This is a genomic window from Hydrogenophaga sp. FG152 (assembly GCF_057809615.1).
In genome coordinates this window covers 17,785-34,383 of record NZ_JBMDKH010000007.1, presented here as the reverse complement: position 1 = coordinate 34,383, position 16,599 = coordinate 17,785, and the positions used below count along the sequence as shown (strand labels likewise).

Here is a 16,599-nt window from a genome sequence, read left to right as displayed (position 1 = left end):
TGAGGTGGGTGTCTGGCAAATGATCAGAGCTCCGCGTCGCGGAGCTGCTTGCCTTGGAGGTCTTTGGCGGAAAGCAGAGGGGGGCCAGCGAGTGGCCATTCGATCCCGATGTCGGAAGCGTCCCAGGCGATGCAGCGCTCGTGTTGCTGGGCGTAATAGTCAGTGGTCTTGTAGAGGAAGTCGGCCGATTCGCTCAGCACGAGAAAACCGTGTGCACACCCCGGCGGGACCCAGAACTGCCGATGGTTGTCCTCGCTAAGTTCAATGCCGGTCCATTGCCCGAAGGTCGGTGACCCCTTGCGCACATCGACCGCGACATCGAACACACTGCCCCGCACCACGCGCACCAGCTTGCCCTGGGGCTGCTGCAACTGGTAATGCAGACCGCGCAGAACTCCGCGGCCACTGCGACTGTGGTTGTCCTGCACGAAGTTCACGTCGAGGCCAGTGGCAGTCTGAAAAGCGGCCTGATTGAAGCTCTCGAGGAAGAAACCCCGTGCGTCGCCGAACACCTTGGGTTCGATCACTAGCACATCAGGGATGCAGGTGGGTGTCACTTTCATCGCAGCACCGCGTTGTTGAGCAAGCGAAGTAGATACTGCCCATAGCCTGTCTTGTGGAGCGAGCGAGCCATAGCCTCGAGGGCTTCATCGTCGATCCATCCTTGTCGCCAAGCGATTTCCTCCGGGCAGGCGATCTTGAGTCCCTGCCGATTTTCCAGTGTGGCGATGAACTGGCCGGCGTCGAGCAGACTGTCGTGCGTCCCTGTATCAAGCCAGGCGTAGCCGCGTTTCATAATTTGCACGTTCAGCTCCCCCCTTTCGAGGTAGGCCTGGTTGACGGCAGTGATCTCCAGTTCGCCGCGAGCGCTGGGCTTTACGGCCTTGGCGATGTCCACCACCTGGTTGTCGTAGAAGTACAGCCCGGTCACCGCGTAGTTACTCTGAGGCTTTGCGGGTTTTTCCTCGATGCTTGTGGCCTTGCCTTGTCGGTCGAAGCTCAGCACGCCAAAACGCTCCGGATTCGTCACGTGATAGGCGAACACGGTGGCGCCTGATTTCTGGCGATCGGCCTCTGCCAGCAGCACAGCGAAATCGTGGCCGTAGTAAATGTTGTCGCCCAGCACGAGGGCACTGGGAGCGCCGTTGAGGAACGCCTCACCAATGAGGAATGCCTGAGCAAGACCATCCGGGCTTGGTTGCACCGCGTACTGAAAGCTCATGCCCCAGGCGCTTCCGTCACCCAGCAGCAGGGAGAAGCGCGGTGTGTCTTGTGGCGTGCTGATGATCAACACCTCGCGAATGCCCGAGAGCATCAGCGTGGTGAGCGGGTAATAGATCATCGGTTTGTCGTAGACCGGCAGCAGTTGCTTGCTGACGGCAAGCGTAGCGGGATGAAGACGTGTGCCGGAGCCGCCAGCCAGGATGATGCCTTTGCGTTGGGTCATGGCTGTCCTGTGGTGCTGAAGGTTTCGGCAAGCATGCGCCGCACGCCATGCTGCCACTCAGGCAAATGCAAGCCGAAGGTTTTCTGTACGCGGCTGGTGTTCAGGCGGGAATTGAGCGGGCGGCGTGCGGGGGTCGGATACTGCGCAGTGGGAATGGGCGTGAGCTCGTTAACCTTCAGCGCGAGGCTGGGCTGGAGTTCACGTGCCGTGTCGATCACGAACCTGGCGTAGTCGAACCAACTGGTTTCGCCCTGGGCTGTCAGATGGTAAGTACCGCCGGCGCCCGACTGGTCGAGCATGTGGCGAATGGCATGTGCTGTCGCGTCTGCAATCAGGTCTGCCCCGGTAGGGGCACCCACTTGGTCGTCGATCACGGTCATCCGTTCCCGTTCTCGAGCCAGCCTCAGCATGGTCGTCGCGAAATTGCCACCGCGAGCTGCATAGACCCAACTGGTGCGAAAGATCAGATGGTGGCCATCGCCGACCGCACGCACACGTTGCTCTCCTTCGAGCTTGCTGCACCCGTACACGTTCAGCGGTGCCGGTGCAGCCTCCTCGGTCCAGGGGGTTTGGCCACTGCCGTCAAATACGTAGTCGGTGGAAAAGTGCACCATCAGGGCGCCCGCGTCGGCGGCAGCCTCCGCAAGCGCGCCCGGCGCCACGGCATTGATGGCGTGGGCCACCTCCATCTCTTTCTCTGCCCTGTCCACGGCTGTGTAGGCGGCGGCGTTCACGACGGCGATCGGGCGAAGCCTGCGCACCGTCTCGCGCAACCCATCTGGATCCAGGAGGTTGCCGCAGCCCCGATCGGTCAAGGTGTCATTCCGCTGCAACGCCACCACATTGCCCAGCGGTGCCAAGCTGCGTTGCAGCTCCCAGCCAAGCTGCCCCATCGAGCCCAGAAGAAGAATAGGCCTCATGAGTTGGGGGCATGCGAAGCGGTCAGCCAAGGTGGTAACGCCGCTTGAGCGCCTCAACCCGGTCGCTGTGTAACTCGAAAGCTCGTGACGTGCGCCAGCTTTGCCGCATCAGCACGATCGCCAGAACGAGAAGTCCGATCACTGCCGCGCAGACAGCAGCGACGAGCGGTCTATGGGGCGCGCTGGCCTTTTTGGGGAGTGTGGGTGCCTGGATGAGGTCCTCGGCGGACAGGCCAAGCATCTTCTTATCCACTTTGTGAATGGCCTCCTGCATCCGCACGAGGTTGGATGAGATGCTCGCAATCGATTCCGCGAGCGCACCCGTGTTGGCGCCAGCGGTGGGATTTTCGAGTTGTCGCTGTGCCGTCTTGCTCGCAGCCGTGAGCTCCACAATCTGTTGCTCTAGCATGGCCTTTTCGGCGCTCTGGCGCTTGAGTTCGACCTCACGAGGCTTTGAATCGGCGTACACCACGTTCAGTATCTCTTGTGCCATGCGCTGCGCCGCTGCTGGTGAATGGTCCACCACAGTCAGTGACACGAGCTGAGTACCCCTCACGACGGACGTTGAGATGTTGCTCTGCAGGCTTTCACGCGCGTTTTCGGCTTGCTCTTCGCTGAGGTTGTCGAGGTATCCCAGATTCTTCAGCGCAGCGTCCAGCACGTGGGCCGCGGTCATGCTGGATGCGACGGAGTTTTCAGCCTTGATGATGGCCGTGCTCTCGAATTTATCTGGCAACAGGAAAGTCAGGCCATAGGCGATGGCACCGCCAACCAGTGGCCACAGGATCAGCCACCTCAGGTTTTCGGCGATGGTGAGAAGGACATCAAGCACATCGATGCTGTCGTCGTTCTCGACATAGTCGCCGTGTGAAACGGCGGTTTCGGTGGAGTGACGCAGGGGCGGCACGGGAGCTTCGTTGGATCGGAATGACATGCGGGGCTGTTGATTGGCGCGGTTGGAATAAATCTCAGGCTACCTCGTAGTGCGAGGTGACCCACTGCCGGTAGGCGCCGCTCTGCACGTGAGCCACCCATTCGGTGTGCTCCAGGTACCAAATCACCGTTTTGCGGATGCCGGTCTCGAAGGTCTCGGCGGGCTTCCAGCCGAGTTCGGTTTCGAGCTTGCGTGCATCGACGGCGTAGCGGCGGTCGTGGCCGGGCCGGTCTTTCACATGTGTGATCTGCGTGGCGTAGGAGGCGCCGTCGGCGCGCGGGCGCAGTTCGTCGAGCAGGGCGCAGATAGCATGCACGATCTCGATGTTGGGCTTCTCGTTCCAGCCGCCGACGTTGTAGGTCTCCCCCGGCGCGCCGGTTTCGAGCACGCGGCGGATGGCGCTGCAGTGGTCCTTGACGTAGAGCCAGTCGCGCACCTGCATGCCGTCGCCATACACCGGCAGCGGCTTGCCGGCGAGTGCGTTGACGATCATCAGGGGGATCAGCTTTTCAGGGAAGTGGTACGGGCCGTAGTTGTTGCTGCAGTGGGTGGTGAGCACCGGCAGGCCGTGCGTGTGGTGCCAGGCGCGAACCAAGTGATCGCTGGCGGCTTTGCTGGCGGAGTAGGGGCTGTTCGGCTCGTAGGCGCGGTTTTCGGTGAAGGCCGGGGCGTCTGGGGCCAAGCTGCCGTACACCTCGTCGGTGCTCACGTGCAGAAAACGGAAAGCGTTCTTTTCGGCCTCCGGCAGCGAGGCCCAGTGGGCGCGCACCGCCTCGAGCAAGCGGAAAGTGCCAACGACGTTCGTCTGAATGAATTCGTCGGCGCCTTGGATGGATCGGTCCACATGGCTCTCGGCCGCGAAGTGGATCACTGCTCGCGGTCGGTGGTCGGCCAGCAGGCGGGTCAGCAGAGATTGGTCGCCAATGTCACCCTGGATGAATACATGGCGTGCATCGCCCTGCAGGCTGGCCAGGGTTTCCAGGTTGCCGGCATAGGTGAGCTTGTCGAGGTTGATGACCGGTTCGTCGTTGAGCGCGAGCCAGTCGAGCACGAAGTTGGCGCCGATGAAGCCGGCGCCACCAGTGACGAGAATCATCGGTTGTCCCTCAGGGTGTTGGTCTTGAGGCGCCATCCTGGGCGCCTTGCATCCCGCATTATCTTCGGTCTCCCGGGGCTTCCGGGCGACCGCCCTGTTCCATTAGTGACCGTGTGAAACGGTCTCACCCGCCTTCAGGCGGTACACCGTGCCGCAATACGGGCATTTCGCCTCGCCCGTGACCGCCACGTCCAGGTAGACCCTGGGATGGCTGTTCCAGAGCTTCATGTCGGCCAGCGGGCTGGGGCAGAACACGCCGCCATGGGCGTTGAGGTCGGAGGCCTTGAGTTCGACGGCTGCTTTGCTCATGGCGTGTCCCTCAGACCTTGGCCAGCCAGTGGGCGTACTTGGGGTTGCGGCCGTTCACGATGTCAAAGAACGCGCTCTGGATCTTCTCGGTGATGGGGCCGCGGCTGCCCACGTAGTCGCCTTTGCCCAGCTCGATGCGGTCGAGTTCGCGGATGGGGGTGACTTCGGCCGCCGTGCCGGTGAAGAAGGCTTCGTCGGCGATGTACACCTCGTCACGGGTGATGCGCTTCTGCACGATCTCCAGGCCCAGGTCCTTGGCGATGTGGAACACCGTGTTGCGGGTGATGCCGTTGAGCGCGCCAGCCGAGAGGTCGGGCGTGTAGATCACGCCGTTTTTCACCACGAAGATGTTCTCGCCCGCGCCTTCGCTCACGAAGCCGCTGGAGTCCAGCAGCAGGGCCTCGTCGTAGCCCTCGTCGGTGGCCTCCATGTTGGCCAGGATGGAGTTGCTGTAGTTGCTCACCGCCTTGGCCTGCGTCATGGTGATGTTGACGTGGTGGCGGGTGTAGCTGCTGGTCTTCACGCGGATGCCGCGCTTGAGGCCTTCGTCACCCAGGTAGGCGCCCCAGGCCCAGGCCGCGACCATCAGGTGGATGGTGTTGCCCTTGGGCGACACGCCCAGCTTCTTGTCGCCGATCCAGGTCAGCGGGCGCAGGTAGCAGCTCTCGAGCTTGTTCTCGCGCACCACGGCCTTCTGGGCCTCGTTCACCTCGTCCTGCGTGAACGGGATCTTCATGCGCAGGATCTTGGCGCTGTTGAACAGGCGTTCGGTGTGCTCCTCGAGCCGGAAGATCGCGGTGCCGCCCTGGGTGTTGTAGGCGCGCACGCCCTCGAAAGCGCCACAGCCGTAGTGCAGGGTGTGGGTCAGCACGTGGATCTTGGCGTCGCGCCAGTCCACCATCTGGCCGTCCATCCAGATCTTGCCGTCGCGGTCGGACATCGAGGGAACGATGGGGCTCATGTGGGGTCCTTGGGTTGTTCGTGGGGCAGTCCGGCTGCCAAACCCACGATTTTACGGTGTCGGGCCGCGGCCCTCCGGTGCCACCGGGCGGGCTTCGGTTGAGGCTGCCGGGGCCTCATTGGCGGCGGGGCGGTGCAGTTTCCAGCCCTGCAGCTTGCCGTTCAGGAATTCCGCCGTCACGGTCGAGTCGCCGTTGTCGCGCCAGCGGTAGACCTCGGGTTGAACACTTTCTTCGGACAGCCGCTCGCCCAGCGAGCGGGTCATGGCCATCACGTGCATCAGGGTGACGCCGGGTTTGAGCTTGGCGTTGAGCATCACGGCGCTGTCCACATAGCCGATGGGGCGGTCGGACGCGCGCTTGAGCACCGTCATCAGGCGGGTGAAGTGCAGCAGGAGCCACATCGTCAGGCCGCCGCCGACGGCGGCCACGCCGGGCCAGCCGTAGCTGCGGTGGGCGAGGAAGAGCAGGCCGAGGCCGGCCGCGAGGTAGAGCAGTTTCTGGAATCGCATGGGAGGGATTGTCGTTGCTGGCCCGGGCGGGGCCCTTGCGGCAAGTACGGATGACCCCGGTCAGGCCAGGCTGCGCGCCAGTTCCATGGCTTCCTCGATGCGGTCCACGCCGTGTACCGTCATGCCTTCATAGGCCTTGTCGTTCTTGCGCGGCAAGTTGGCCTTGGGCACCACGGCGACGCTGAAACCCAGCTTGGCGGCTTCCTTGAGCCGGTCCTGGCCGCGCGGCGCCGGGCGCACCTCGCCCGCCAGGCCGACCTCGCCGAAGGCCAGGAAACCCTTGGGCAGGGGCTTGCCGCGCAGGCTGGAGGTGATGGACAGCATCACCGCCAGGTCGGCCGCCGGCTCGCTGATGCGCACGCCGCCGACCGCGTTGACGAACACGTCCTGGTCCATGCAGGCCACACCCGCGTGGCGGTGCAGCACCGCCAGCAGCATGGCCAGGCGGTCGCGGTCCAGGCCAACGGAAAGGCGCCGGGGGCTGGGGCCGCCGCTGTCCACCAGCGCCTGGATCTCCACCAGCATGGGCCGCGTGCCCTCCAGCGTCACCATCACGCAGCTGCCAGGCACCGGCTCGGAGTGCTGCGAAAGAAAGATCGCGCTCGGGTTGCTCACGCCCTTGAGGCCTTTTTCCGTCATCGCGAACACGCCGATCTCGTTCACCGCACCGAAGCGGTTCTTGATCGCGCGGATCAGGCGAAAGCTGCTGTGGGTGTCGCCTTCGAAATACAGCACCGTGTCCACCATGTGCTCCAGCACGCGCGGGCCGGCCAGGGCGCCTTCCTTGGTCACATGGCCGACCAGCACGATGGCCGTGCCGCTGGCCTTGGCCGCGCGCGTGAGGTGGGCCGCGCACTCGCGCACCTGCGCCACCGAGCCCGGGGCCGAGGTGAGCTGCTCGGAGTACACGGTCTGAATCGAGTCGATCACCGCGATGGCGGGCCGCGTGGCGTCCAGCGTGGCGAGGATCTTCTCGAGCTGGATCTCGGCCAGCACGCTGACCTGCGAGCCGTCCAGCCCAAGCCGGCGCGAGCGCAGGGCGACCTGGGCTCCACTTTCCTCGCCGGTCACGTAGAGCGTCTTCAGGCCGGCGCGCTGCAGCGAGTCCAGCGCCTGCAGCAGCAGCGTGGACTTGCCGATGCCCGGGTCGCCGCCGATCAGCACCACGCCGCCCTCCACGATGCCGCCGCCCAGCACGCGGTCCAGCTCGTCGTGGCCAGTGGGCGTGCGCTGCACGTCGGTGGCCTCGATGTCGGCCAGGGTGGTGACCTCGGCCGTCTTCGCCAGCGAGGCAAAGCGGTTCTTGGCCGGTGCGGTCGATTCCGCGACCGATTCGACCAGGGTGTTCCAGGCGTTGCAGTGCGGGCATTTGCCCAGCCACTTGGGGCTGGTGCCGCCGCATTCGTTGCAGATGTATTGGGTTTTGTCTTTGGCCATGGTGCCGGGCAAATATAGTCGACACCCTCATGTCCCCACCTGTTCCCGCCGCTGCCCTGCAAGTGCTGCCGCCTGGCGCGCAAGCGCTGTCGGGCGCCGCGCGCGCCTACAACCTGCAGCTCACCCGCATCGACAAACTCAAGCGCCAGCTGGCCGAGATGGAGGCGCTCGCGCGGCAACACCGCCAGGAACGCCACCGCGCGGTCGATCCACTGCGCCGGCAGCTGGCCCAGGACCAGCGCGCGTTGGCCCTGGCGCTGGACGGTCACCTGCAAGGCAAGCTGCTGAGTCGCGTGCAGGCCGACACCGCGCGGGCGGTGCTTTGCCGCCTGGCGCGCGACCTGGCCGAAGCAGGGGACGCCGCGATGCGCGAACTGCACGACCGCCACAGCCCACGCACCCTGGCGCAACTCAAACAGGACTCGGCCGATGCGCTGCGCCAGCGCCTGGAGGCGGTGCTGGGCGAGCCACTGGACGACGAGGGCCAGAACCTCAGCGCCGAACAACTGCTGCGCGCCGGCATGGAGCGCCTGCGGCGTTCGCAGGAGGACGCACAGCAGCAACGCCGCGAGGCCGCGCAAGCCCGGCGCGAACGCAAGAAGCCTGGCGCCGCGGCGCGCCAGACCGGGCAGCACGATGCCGACACCTTGTTGCGCCGCCTGTTCCGCCAGCTCGCCAGTGCCCTGCACCCCGACCGCGAGACCGACCCGCAGGCGCGGCTGCGCAAGACGGCCCTGATGAGCGAAGCCAACGCCGCCTACGAACAACGCGACCTGGTCGCGCTGCTGCAGATCCAGGCCCGCGCCGAACTCGCCGACCCCGCTGCCGGTCAGCAGCTGTCCGACGAGCGCCTGGCCTCGCTCACGCTCCTGCTCAAGGCCCAGGTGGCGGCGCTGGAGCGTGAGCGCGCCGGGCGGCAGAGCGCGCTGGCCGTCGAGTTCGATCTGCCAGAGGGCATGTCAACCAACGCCAACACCTTGTTGCAGAGCCGGATCGACGAGACTCGCGCGCTGGAAGGCGCCCTGGCTCAGCTGGCGCGCGACCTCGAGCAGGCGGGCGATCCGGCGCGGCTCAAGCGCTGGCTCAACGCGCAGCGCGATCTGACGTGAACCCCTGAATCAGTTCCTGCACCAGCTCCGCCGCCGGCACCTCCAGGCAGCCACTCGCGTTCTGACCCGACCACAGCGGTGAGAAGTCGCCGCTGCCCTTGGCCTCCCAATGCGCGCGCAGCGGCGCCATGGCCGCCGTGGCCAGCGGGAAGGCCGGCGCGACCGGGTTCATGGGGCCGAGCTCGCGCATCACGCGGTTGACGATGCCGCGCGCCGCGCGACCTGTGAACAGGTGGGTGAGGGCGGTGTGGTGTGCCGCCTCGCTCTGCAGCGCCGCCCGGTGCAGCGCACTGGTGGTGGCTTCGGGACAGCACAGAAAAGCCGTGCCCACCTGCGCGCCCGAGGCGCCCAGCGCCATCGCCGCGGCCACGCCCGCCGCATCGGCAATGCCGCCGGCCGCGATCACCGGCACGCCCACGGCCGCCACGATCTGCGGCAGCAGCGCGAAAGTGCCGGCCTGCGTCGTGAGGTCGTCCGTGAGGAACATGCCCCGGTGGCCGCCGGCCTCGACGCCCTGGGCAATGATGGCGTCCACGCCGAAGGCCTCCAGCCAGCGCGCCTCTTCCACCGTGGTGGCCGAGGACAGCACCACGCTGCCCCAGCCCTTCACGCGGTCCAGCAGGTCCAGGTCAGGCAGGCCGAAATGGAAGCTCACCACCTTGGGCCGGAAGCGTTCGAGGATGTCGGCCGCCGCACGGTTGAATGGCACGCGGCCCGGGCCAGTCGGCACGGCATCGATGTCCAGCCCCGCTTCGCGGTAGTAGGTGCCCAGCCAGGCGCGCCACGCCGCTTCGCGCGCTTCGTCGGCCTCGGGCGGCACGTGGCAGAAGAAATTGACGTTGAACGGCCGCTCGGTGCCGGCGGCCAGTGCCGTCAGCTCGCGGTCCATCGCCTCGGGCGAAAGCATGGCGCAGGGCAGCGAGCCCAGCGCGCCCGCGTTGCTCACCGCCACCGCCAGGGCCGCGCCTTGAACGCCTGCCATCGGCGCCTGGATCAAGGGGTATTCCGTACCGAGCAGGGTAGTGAGTGCGTTCATGCGCGCATTCTCACCGCGCCGCCGTCTCGGGTAAACCCTTGATTTGTTTCCAAAATAATCATTTAATATATTAAATAAATGGACGACGCCACCCCTTTCATCCACCGCAACCTGCCCCGACTGCTGCTCGAAGCGCGCGAGGCCGTGATGCTGCACACCCGGCCCAGCCTGCGCGAGTACGGCCTGTCCGACCAGCAGTGGCGCGTGCTGCGCGTGCTGGGCGAACACGCCCAGCTGCCCGGCGGGGTGGAAACCGGGCGCGTGGCGCGCGAGGCCTTTCTGCTCGGCCCCAGCCTTACCGGTGTGCTGACCCGCATGGAGCGCGACGGCCTGATCGCGCGCAGCCGCTGCCCGCAGGACGCGCGGCGCACGGTGGTGCGCGCCACGCCGGCGGGGCTCAAGCTGGTGAAAGGCCTCTCCAGCACCATCGAGGCGCATTACGCCTGGATGGAGCAGCGCCTGGGCAAGGCCCGCCTGGAACAGCTGTACGCCTTGCTCGACGAGGTGATCGCGCTCGAACAACCCCTGAACACCGAAGAGGCCGATGGCCTGGAGGACGACGCCGCATGAACCCCCTTTCCTGGATGCCGGCCGGCACGGTCTACGGCACCCTGCTCAACTTCCAGCGCGAACACGCGCTGTGGGCGCCGCGCATGAGCGAGGCGCCGTACAAGGCCGCGCCGAAAGCGCCGGTGCTCTACATCAAGACCGCCAACACCTTCACGCCCCACGGCCAGGCCATCGCACTGCCCGATGGCGCGGCGGTGCAGGTGGCCACCTCGCTCGGCGTGGTGATGGGCGAAGGCGGCGTGTTCGGCGCGGTGCTGTTCAACGACGTGGCGATCGCGCACGAGAGCTACTACCGCCCGCCGGTCAAGGCGCGCTGTGTGGACGGCTTCCTCGGTGTGGGTGCCGAATGCGTGCCGCTCGCGCGGCTCGGCGGGCTGGCCGGACTGGCCGCACTTCAGATCGAGCTCCACATCAACGGCGTGCACCGCCAGACCACGGTCCTGGCCGAGCTGCGGCGCGACGCCGCCACCCTGCTGGCCGACGTGAGCGAGTTCATGACCCTGCGGCCGGGCGACGTGCTGATGCTGGGCACCGATTGCCTGGCCGACGGCACGCGCCCGTTGGTGCACCCGGGCGACACGGTGGAGATCACCGCCCCGGGCTTCGCGCCCACCTTGCACAGTTTCACACAGGAGGTGGCCGCATGAAGCGCGCCCGCATCGCCTGGGCCGGCGCGGTCCACGACGCCATCGAGTCCGATGGCCAGCTCGAACTGCTCACGCCAGCCCTGAAAGGCCGCCGCGTGGCCTTTGACGACGTGGTGTGGCTGCCGCCGTTGCAGCCCCTGCCGCCGCAACGCCCGCGCACCGTGCTCGCGCTCGGCCTGAACTACGCCGACCACGCGAAGGAACTCGCCTTCAAGGCGCCCGAGGAACCGCTGGTGTTCGTGAAGGGGGAGGCCTCGCTCACCGGCCATCGCGGCTTCACGCGGCGCCCACCCGGGGTGGATTTCATGCACTACGAGTGCGAGCTCGCGGTGGTGATCGGGCGCACCGCGAAGCGCGTGAAGAAAGCCGATGCGCTGGACTTCGTGGGCGGCTACACGGTGGCAAACGACTACGTCATCCGCGATGTGCTGGAGAACTGGTACCGGCCCAATCTGCGCGCCAAGAACCGCGACACCTGCACGCCCATCGGCCCCTGGCTGGTGGACGCGGCTGACGTGCCTGATCCGATGAACCTCGCACTGCGCACCACGGTCAACGGCGAGTTGACGCAGCAGGGCAGCACGCGCGACATGATCTTCAACGTGCCCACGCTCATTGAGTACTTCAGCGCTTTCATGACGCTGCAGCCCGGCGATCTGATCCTCACCGGCACGCCCGACGGCGTGGTCGACTGCCGACCCGGCGACGTGGTCGTCACGTCCATCGAAGGCATCGGCGACCTCGTCAACACCATCACCCAACACCCCTGAACCGCAGCATGACGACGACGATCCAGCACCTCATCAACGGCCAGGCCGTGGCCAGCGCCGCGAGCTTCGAGACCCTCAACCCCGCCACGCAGGACGTGCTGGCCGAGGTCAGCGCGGGCGGCGCGGCGGAGATCAACGCCGCCGTGCAGGCCGCGAAGGACGCGTTTCCGAAATGGGCCGGCCTGCCGGCCACCGAGCGCGCCAAGCTCATGCGCAAGCTGGGCGAACTGATCGCCGCGCACGTGCCCGAGATCGCGCAGACCGAGACCAACGACAGCGGTCAGGTGATCGCGCAGACCGGCAAGCAGCTGGTGCCGCGCGCGGCCGACAACTTCCATTACTTCGCCGAGATGTGCACGCGGGTGGACGGCCACACCTACCCCACGCCCACGCACCTGAACTACACGCTGTTCCACCCGGTGGGCGTGTGCGCGCTCATCAGTCCGTGGAACGTGCCTTTCATGACCTCGACCTGGAAGGTCGCGCCTTGTCTCGCTTTCGGCAACACGGCGGTGCTGAAGATGAGCGAGCTGTCGCCCCTGACCGCCGCGCGCCTGGGCGAGCTGGCGCTGGAGGCCGGCATTCCGGCGGGCGTGCTCAACGTCGTGCACGGTTACGGCAAGGACGCGGGCGAGCCGCTGTGCGCACACCCGGATGTGCGCGCGATCTCCTTCACCGGGTCCACGGCCACGGGCAATCGCATCGTGCAGAGTGCGGGCTTGAAGAAATTCAGCATGGAGCTGGGCGGCAAGAGCCCGTTCGTGATCTTCGACGACGCGGACCTGGACCGCGCGCTGGACGCAGCGGTGTTCATGATCTTCAGCAACAACGGCGAGCGCTGCACGGCGGGCAGCCGCATCCTGGTGCAGCAGAGCATTTATGCCGACTTCGTGGCGAAGTTCGTGGAGCGCGCCAAGCGCATCACGGTGGGCGATCCGCTGGACGAGAAGACCATCGTGGGCCCGATGATCAGCCAGGCGCACCTGGCCAAGGTGCGCAGCTACATCGAGCTGGGTCCGAAGGAGGGCGCCACGATGTTGTGCGGCGGGCTGGACCGGCCGTCGTACGCGCCCGAACTGTCCTCGCGCGTGGCCAAGGGCAACTACGTGTGGCCGACGGTGTTCGCGGACGTGGACAACCGCATGCGCATCGCGCAGGAGGAAATCTTCGGCCCGGTGGCCTGCCTCATCCCGTTCCGCGACGAGGCGCACGCGATCGAACTGGCGAACGACATCCAGTACGGTCTTTCCAGCTATGTGTGGACGGAGAACCTGGGCCGTGCGCACCGGGTGGCGGCGGCTGTGGAGGCGGGCATGTGTTTCGTCAACTCGCAGAACGTGCGGGATCTGCGCCAGCCGTTTGGCGGCACCAAGGCGAGTGGCACGGGGCGCGAGGGGGGTACCTGGAGTTATGAGGTGTTCCTGGAGCCCAAGAACGTCGCTGTGTCTCTGGGGTCTCACCACATTCCTCACTGGGGTGTCTGAAATGCCTTCGCTCTTGCGGGTGGGCGGTATCGGGCGGGCAGGGCGCTCTGCTCCGCGGGTGTCCCCCGACGGCTGGTGCCGTCTCCTCCTTTACCCCGCTGCGCAGAACGCCCTGCCCACCCGATACGAAGCGGTGCTGGCACACAAGCTCTGTCGAATGCGCGGTCCGCAGTGGGTTTGCCAGTGGGGGTGGCCGCCGCAGCGAAGTAAAGGGGGAGGGCTGGGCGCAGCCCAGACCGGAGGACATGAGCGGAGGCGGCCACCCCCACTGGCAAACACACGGAGCATCTACAAAAAACCAGAGGACCGATCATGGGCAAACTAGCACTCGTCGCAAAGATCACTCACGTCCCGTCGATGTACCTGAGCGAACTCGACGGCCCGAGAAAGGGAACGAGACAGGACGCCATCGACGGCCACCAGGAAATCAGCCGCCGCTGCCGCGAACTCGGCGTCGACACCATCGTCGTCTTCGACACCCACTGGCTCGTCAACGCCAGCTACCACCTCAACTGCGCCCCCCACTTCCAGGGCACCTACACCAGCAACGAACTGCCCCACTTCATCAGCAACATGCCGTTCGAGATCCCGGGCAACCCCGAACTCGGCCAGCTGCTCGCCAAAGTGTGCAACGAGCATGGCGTCGAAACCCTGGCCCACGACGCCACCACCCTCGGCCCCGAATACGGCACCCTCGTGCCCATGCGCTACATGAACGCCGACCAGCACTTCAAGGCCATCTCGGTCTCGGCGCTGTGCCAGTCCCACTACCTCAACGACAGCGCGCGACTCGGCTGGGCCATGCGCAAGGCCGTCGAAGACCACTACGACGGCACCGTCGCCTTCTTCGCCAGCGGCTCCCTCAGCCACCGCTTCGCGCAGAACGGCCTTGCGCCCGACTTCGCTTTCAAGATCTGGACCCCCTTCCTCGAAACGCTCGACCGCCGCGTCGTCGAGATGTGGGAGCGGGGCGAGTGGAAAGCCTTCTGCGAAATGCTGCCCGAGTACGCCGCCAAGGGCCACGGCGAAGGCTTCATGCACGACACCGCCATGATGCTCGGCGCCCTCGGCTGGAGCGACTACGATGGCCAGGCCGAGGTCATCACCCCGTACTTCGGTGCCTCCGGCACCGGCCAGATCAACGCCGTCTTCCCCGTCACGCCGCAGACCGGTGCCGCCATCCCCGCCGCGCAGGCCTCGTCAGCCAAGGGCTACCAGGCCGTCTCCCGCCTCTGAGAACGCCACCCATGCCGCACCTCGTCATCCTCTACACCCCCAACCTCGACAAGCCCGCCAGCGAAGGCGGTACCGACATGGGCGCGCTCTGCCGCGAGCTGTGCGACGCCATGCTCGCGGTGCGCGACGAGGCCGACAAGCAGGTCTTTCCCACCGGCGGCACGCGCGTGCTGGCCTACCCCGCAGCTCACAGCGCCATCTCGGACGGTGGCGCAGCCGGCACCGCCGCCGGCCTGGGAGGCGACTACGCCTTCGTCTACATGAACGTGCGCATGGCCCAGGGCCGCAGTGCCGTCACGCACCAGCGCGTGGGCGAGGCGCTGCAGGCCGTGGTGAAGGCGCACTTCGCCGTGCAGCTCGCCACACGGGCCATCGGCATCACCGTGCAGGTGGACGAGGGCCACGAGGTGTTCGACGCCAAGACCAGTTCCCTGCACCCGCTGTTCAACCGGAGTTGACCCCATGCTCGACGACACCCTCATCCAGCGGCTCGCGGCCGAGCTCGACGCTTCGGAACGCAGCCGCGTGCCCCTGGAGCACTTCTCCAAACGCTTCCCCGGCATGACGGTTGACGACGGTTACCGGGTCGGACGTGCCTGGGTGGCCCTGCAAGTGGCCGCCGGCCGACAGGTCATCGGCCACAAGATCGGTCTCACCAGCCGCGCCATGCAGATCTCCAGCCAGATCGACGAGCCTGATTTCGGTACCCTGCTCGACAGCATGCGCTTCACCGCCACGGCCGGCGAGGTGCTGCAGATCCCCACGGCCCGCTTCATCGCGCCGCGCGTGGAGGTGGAGCTGGCCTTCGTGCTCAAGTCGCCCCTGCAGGGCAAGGACGTGACGGTGGAGGACGTGCTCGCGGCCACCGACTACGTCACGCCGGCCATCGAGATCATCGACGCGCGCATCGAACAGTTCGACCGCCACACCAAAGTGATGCGCAAGGTGTTCGACACCATCAGCGACAACGCGGCCAACGCCGGCATCGTGATCGGCGACGGCGATCTGCGCTACCGCGCTGACCCCTTCAGCCTGGACCTGCCCTGGTGCGGCGCCATCCTGCGGCAGAACGGCGTGGTGGAAGAAACCGGCCTGGCCGCCGGCGTGCAGGGCCACCCGGCGGTCGGCATCGCCTGGCTGGCGCACAAGCTCGCGCCCTGGGGCGAGTCGCTCCAGCCCGGCCAGATCGTGTTGGCCGGCTCGTTCACGCGACCGGTCGCCGCCCGCCAGGGCGACCTGTTCGAGGCCGACTACGGCCCGCTCGGCAGCCTTCGGTTCCAGTTCGTCTGACGTTTTCCTCCTTCCCATGCAAACCCCTCTCAATCCCTTCAAGCAGGCGCTGGCCCAGCGCCGGGCGCAAATCGGCTTCTGGCTCGGCCTGGCCAACCCCTACAGCGCGGAGATCTGCGCCGGGGCGGGCTTCGACTGGCTGCTGATCGACGGCGAGCACTCGCCCAACGGTCTGCAGGACCTGCTGTCACAGGCCCAGGCCATCGCCGCCTACCCGGGCTCGCACGCCATCGCGCGCGTGCCCGTGGGCGATGCGGCGATCATCAAGCAGTACCTCGACGTCGGCCTGCAGACCCTGCTGGTGCCCATGGTGGACACGCCCGAGCAGGCGGCCCAGCTGGTGCGCGCCTGCCGCTACCCGCAGAACGACGGCCAGGGCGGCGTGCGCGGCATGGCCGGCGCCCGGGCCTCGCGCTGGGGCCGCTACCCGAACTACGCGAAAGAGGCCAATGCCCAGGTCTGCCTGCTGGTGCAAGCCGAGACGCGCGAAGCCTTGCAGCAGCTCGACGCCATCGCGGCCACACCCGGCGTGGACGGCGTCTTCATCGGCCCGGCCGACCTCTCCGCCTCGCTCGGCCACGTGGGCGACCCGGGCCACCCCGAGGTGCAGGCCGCGATCGAGGACGCCATCGCGCGCATCCTGCGCGCGGGCAAGGCGCCCGGCATCCTGACCACCGACGAGGCCCAGGCGCGCCACTACCTCGCCCTGGGCGCGGTGTTCGTGGCCGTGGGGCTGGACACCCAGATCCTCGCGCGCCAGACCAGCGCACTGGCCGCGCGCTTCAAGACCGATGCGCCCGCCATGCCCGCCCAGGCCAAGGGCAGTGTGTACTAGGAGATCCC

Annotated in this window: 19 protein-coding genes; 9 read left to right on the top strand and 10 right to left on the bottom strand. The window is 66.7% G+C overall.

Annotation, left to right across the window (positions count from 1 at the left end):
* Window positions 1-23: 23 nt before the first annotated feature.
* The 9 genes from rfbC to radA form a co-directional block, all read right to left on the bottom strand.
* Window positions 24-563 (bottom strand): dTDP-4-dehydrorhamnose 3,5-epimerase, encoded by a 540-nt coding sequence (gene rfbC / locus ACODTB_RS10205; RefSeq protein ID WP_291116058.1) that lies wholly within the window; start codon window positions 561-563, stop codon window positions 24-26.
* Entirely contained in the window at window positions 560-1,447 is an 888-nt protein-coding gene (gene rfbA, locus ACODTB_RS10200; RefSeq protein WP_291116060.1) for a glucose-1-phosphate thymidylyltransferase RfbA, read from the bottom strand. Before rfbA ends, rfbC begins: the two co-directional genes overlap by 4 nt.
* Window positions 1,444-2,367 carry a dTDP-4-dehydrorhamnose reductase gene (rfbD, locus tag ACODTB_RS10195; RefSeq protein ID WP_291116165.1) on the bottom strand — a complete coding sequence of 308 codons (924 nt, stop codon included), beginning with the start codon at window positions 2,365-2,367 and terminating at the stop codon, window positions 1,444-1,446. The genes rfbA and rfbD overlap by 4 nt, the downstream gene beginning before the upstream one ends.
* 22 nt (window positions 2,368-2,389) lie before the next feature.
* Entirely contained in the window at window positions 2,390-3,301 is a 912-nt protein-coding gene (locus ACODTB_RS10190) for a Wzz/FepE/Etk N-terminal domain-containing protein (RefSeq protein ID WP_291116064.1), read from the bottom strand.
* 34 nt (window positions 3,302-3,335) lie between these two features.
* Window positions 3,336-4,397 (bottom strand): dTDP-glucose 4,6-dehydratase, encoded by a 1,062-nt coding sequence (gene rfbB, locus ACODTB_RS10185; protein ID WP_291116067.1) that lies wholly within the window; start codon window positions 4,395-4,397, stop codon window positions 3,336-3,338.
* 102 nt (window positions 4,398-4,499) lie between these two features.
* Complete coding sequence (locus ACODTB_RS10180; RefSeq protein WP_291116070.1) at window positions 4,500-4,706, bottom strand: zinc-finger domain-containing protein; 207 nt, start codon at window positions 4,704-4,706, stop codon at window positions 4,500-4,502.
* Between the two features lie 10 nt (window positions 4,707-4,716).
* Window positions 4,717-5,667 (bottom strand): branched-chain amino acid transaminase, encoded by a 951-nt coding sequence (locus ACODTB_RS10175; protein WP_291116073.1) that lies wholly within the window; start codon window positions 5,665-5,667, stop codon window positions 4,717-4,719.
* A 51-nt stretch (window positions 5,668-5,718) separates the two neighbouring features.
* Window positions 5,719-6,177 carry a glycerate kinase gene (locus ACODTB_RS10170; protein WP_291116076.1) on the bottom strand — a complete coding sequence of 153 codons (459 nt, stop codon included), beginning with the start codon at window positions 6,175-6,177 and terminating at the stop codon, window positions 5,719-5,721.
* 60 nt (window positions 6,178-6,237) lie between these two features.
* Window positions 6,238-7,614, bottom strand: a complete 1,377-nt coding sequence (gene radA / locus ACODTB_RS10165) for a DNA repair protein RadA (RefSeq protein WP_291116079.1) — start codon at window positions 7,612-7,614, stop codon at window positions 6,238-6,240.
* 29 nt (window positions 7,615-7,643) lie between these two features.
* Between radA and ACODTB_RS10160 the strand changes: the two genes are divergently transcribed.
* Window positions 7,644-8,723: a coiled-coil domain-containing protein gene (locus ACODTB_RS10160; RefSeq protein ID WP_291116081.1), complete on the top strand. Its 1,080-nt coding sequence runs from the start codon at window positions 7,644-7,646 to the stop codon at window positions 8,721-8,723.
* Here ACODTB_RS10160 and ACODTB_RS10155 read toward each other — a convergent pair.
* Window positions 8,698-9,759, bottom strand: coding sequence for an NAD(P)H-dependent flavin oxidoreductase (locus ACODTB_RS10155; protein ID WP_488929283.1), 1,062 nt, complete (start codon window positions 9,757-9,759; stop codon window positions 8,698-8,700). The two genes, ACODTB_RS10160 and ACODTB_RS10155, sit on opposite strands and share 26 nt — an antisense overlap.
* A 78-nt stretch (window positions 9,760-9,837) precedes the next feature.
* Here ACODTB_RS10155 and hpaR point away from each other — a divergent pair, with 78 nt between their 5' ends.
* From hpaR to ACODTB_RS10115, 8 genes are all read left to right on the top strand, one after another.
* Window positions 9,838-10,329 (top strand): homoprotocatechuate degradation operon regulator HpaR, encoded by a 492-nt coding sequence (gene hpaR / locus ACODTB_RS10150; RefSeq protein WP_291116086.1) that lies wholly within the window; start codon window positions 9,838-9,840, stop codon window positions 10,327-10,329.
* The gene (locus ACODTB_RS10145; RefSeq protein WP_291116089.1) at window positions 10,326-10,976 is read left to right on the top strand and encodes a fumarylacetoacetate hydrolase family protein; all 651 of its coding nucleotides are present in this window, start codon (window positions 10,326-10,328) and stop codon (window positions 10,974-10,976) included. The genes hpaR and ACODTB_RS10145 overlap by 4 nt, the downstream gene beginning before the upstream one ends.
* A complete protein-coding gene (locus ACODTB_RS10140; RefSeq protein WP_291116092.1) occupies window positions 10,973-11,746 on the top strand; it encodes a fumarylacetoacetate hydrolase family protein in 774 nt (257 codons plus the stop codon). Before ACODTB_RS10145 ends, ACODTB_RS10140 begins: the two co-directional genes overlap by 4 nt.
* Window positions 11,747-11,754: 8 nt before the next feature.
* A complete protein-coding gene (gene hpaE, locus ACODTB_RS10135) occupies window positions 11,755-13,230 on the top strand; it encodes a 5-carboxymethyl-2-hydroxymuconate semialdehyde dehydrogenase (protein ID WP_291116095.1) in 1,476 nt (491 codons plus the stop codon).
* Between the two features lie 312 nt (window positions 13,231-13,542).
* Window positions 13,543-14,466, top strand: coding sequence for a 3,4-dihydroxyphenylacetate 2,3-dioxygenase (gene hpaD / locus ACODTB_RS10130; RefSeq protein WP_291116097.1), 924 nt, complete (start codon window positions 13,543-13,545; stop codon window positions 14,464-14,466).
* An 11-nt stretch (window positions 14,467-14,477) separates the two neighbouring features.
* Window positions 14,478-14,924: a 5-carboxymethyl-2-hydroxymuconate isomerase gene (locus ACODTB_RS10125; protein WP_291116100.1), complete on the top strand. Its 447-nt coding sequence runs from the start codon at window positions 14,478-14,480 to the stop codon at window positions 14,922-14,924.
* Window positions 14,925-14,928: 4 nt separating this feature from the next.
* Window positions 14,929-15,756 carry a 2-oxo-hept-4-ene-1,7-dioate hydratase gene (hpaH, locus tag ACODTB_RS10120; RefSeq protein ID WP_291116103.1) on the top strand — a complete coding sequence of 276 codons (828 nt, stop codon included), beginning with the start codon at window positions 14,929-14,931 and terminating at the stop codon, window positions 15,754-15,756.
* A 16-nt stretch (window positions 15,757-15,772) separates the two neighbouring features.
* On the top strand, window positions 15,773-16,591 hold the full coding sequence (locus ACODTB_RS10115; protein ID WP_291116106.1) for an aldolase/citrate lyase family protein: 819 nt from the start codon (window positions 15,773-15,775) through the stop codon (window positions 16,589-16,591).
* The last annotated feature ends 8 nt before the right edge of the window (window positions 16,592-16,599 follow it).